General features: G+C 64.0%; 3 protein-coding genes. All 3 read right to left on the bottom strand.

Annotated elements, in window-relative coordinates:
- On the bottom strand, nucleotides 1-312 hold a 312-nt coding region (locus tag AB4Y86_RS18525), incomplete at its 3' end, for a ClpX C4-type zinc finger protein (RefSeq protein WP_441403606.1).
- Between the two features lie 216 nt (nucleotides 313-528).
- Entirely contained in the window at nucleotides 529-1,188 is a 660-nt protein-coding gene (locus AB4Y86_RS18520; protein WP_441403605.1) for an ATP-dependent Clp protease proteolytic subunit, read from the bottom strand.
- A gap of 38 nt (nucleotides 1,189-1,226) precedes the next feature.
- Nucleotides 1,227-1,638: ClpP family protease (locus tag AB4Y86_RS18515; RefSeq protein ID WP_441403604.1), on the bottom strand; the 412-nt coding region annotated here is incomplete at its 5' end.

The following is a 1,638-nucleotide window of genomic DNA, read 5'->3' as shown; positions in this document are numbered from 1 at the left end:
GCTCTTGGGGGCGTGGCCGGCCTGGATCCGCTTGTAATGGTTGTAGACCGCGACGGCGAGTGAGCGTTTGGCGGGTTCCTGGCCGATCACGTATTCCTGCAGGAAGTCAAAGATTTCGCGGGGCTTGGGCAGTTCAAAACTTCCCAGGTCGGCTACTTCGGCGAGCTCCTCTTCAATGATCTCGTTGCAGAGTTCAATGCACTCGTCGCAGATGTAGACGCCGGGCCCGGCAATGAGCTTCCGCACCTGCTTCTGGCTCTTTCCGCAGAAAGAACACTTCAGCAGATCCGTGCTCTCGCCAATCCGAGCCATATGTGAACCCCTTTAGTAACGTGCTGCCGGCCCTGTAGAACTCCTGCGCAGCGCTGCACCCGTTTCTGGAATCACGGACGTTCCGCGCGGGACGCCGGCCGTGACATRTTCCACTCTAGGTCACTTTGGGCCTGTTGGGTGGAAAGCCGACGCCGGTGCGGCCACATTGTGGCGCCGCACCGGCGTCGGTTACTGCTTGCTGTACGGTGGTCCGCGCTACCGCGTGATTGCCTGGGGCTTGATCTTGCGGGAATCAAGTACCTGGTCGATCAGGCCGTAGCTCATGGCCTCGGCTGCGGTGAGGATCTTGTCGCGTTCGATGTCGTTGTTGACCTGCTCCGAGGTGCGCCCGGAGTGCTTGGCCAGCGTGTCCTCCAGCCATTCCCGCATGCGCATGACCTCGGCGGCCTGGATCTCCAGGTCCGAGGCCTGTCCGCCCTGGCCGCCGGACAGCGAGGGCTGGTGGATCAGGACGCGGGCGTTCGGCAGGGCCAGGCGCTTGCCCGGGGTGCCCGCGGCGAGCAGGACGGCCGCTGCGCTGGCCGCCTGGCCGAGGCAGACGGTCTGGATCTCCGGCCGGATGTACGTCATGGTGTCGTAGATCGCCGTCATGGCGGTGAAGGAGCCGCCTGGGGAGTTGATGTAGAGCGTGATGTCCCGATCCGGGTCGGTGGACTCGAGCACCAGCAGCTGGGCCATCACGTCGTCGGCGGAGGCGTCGTCCACCTGGACGCCCAGGAAGATGATGCGGTCCTCGAAAAGCTTGGTGTAGGGGTCCTGGCGCTTGAAGCCGTAAGGGGTCCGCTCTTCAAACTGCGGCAGCACGTAGCGGCTGCTCGGCAGGTTCCCGGCAGTCGATCCGAAGTTGTAGTTCATGTTCATTGCTCCTGGAGTCGGTTCTGTCTGCGTGCCGGTTAGTTTTCGGTGCCGGCGCCGTTGGCGTTCGTTCCGCCGCCGCCTGCCACGGACCCGGCGTGCGCCGCGATCTTGTCGAAGAAGCCGTATTCGAGGGCTTCGGTCGCCGTGAACCACTTGTCGCGGTCGTTGTCCTTGAGGATGGTCTCGACGGACTGTCCGGTCTGCTCCGCGGTCAGTTCGGCCATGACCTTCTTCATGTGCAGGATCAGCTCGGCCTGGATCTTGATGTCCGAAGCGGTGCCGCCGATGCCGCCGGAGGGCTGGTGCATCAGGATCCGGGCGTTCGGGGTGGCGTAGCGCTTGCCCTTGGTGCCGGAGGAGAGCAGGAACTGGCCCATCGAGGCGGCCAGGCCGGTGGCGACGGTGACGACGTCGTTCGGGATGAACTGCATCGTGTCGTAGATGGCC

The organism is Arthrobacter sp. 2YAF22_2 (assembly GCF_052114645.1).
Taxonomy (GTDB): domain Bacteria; phylum Actinomycetota; class Actinomycetes; order Actinomycetales; family Micrococcaceae; genus Arthrobacter.
The sequence above is the reverse complement of the archived record's forward strand: the minus strand, read 5'-3'. Positions and strand labels throughout refer to the sequence as shown.

What these genes read in the sequence shown, in the direction of transcription:
- AB4Y86_RS18520 (WP_441403605.1), bottom strand. Translation starts at nt 1,188, where the DNA reads ATGAACTACAACTTCGGATCGACTGCCGGGAACCTGCCGAGCAGCCGC.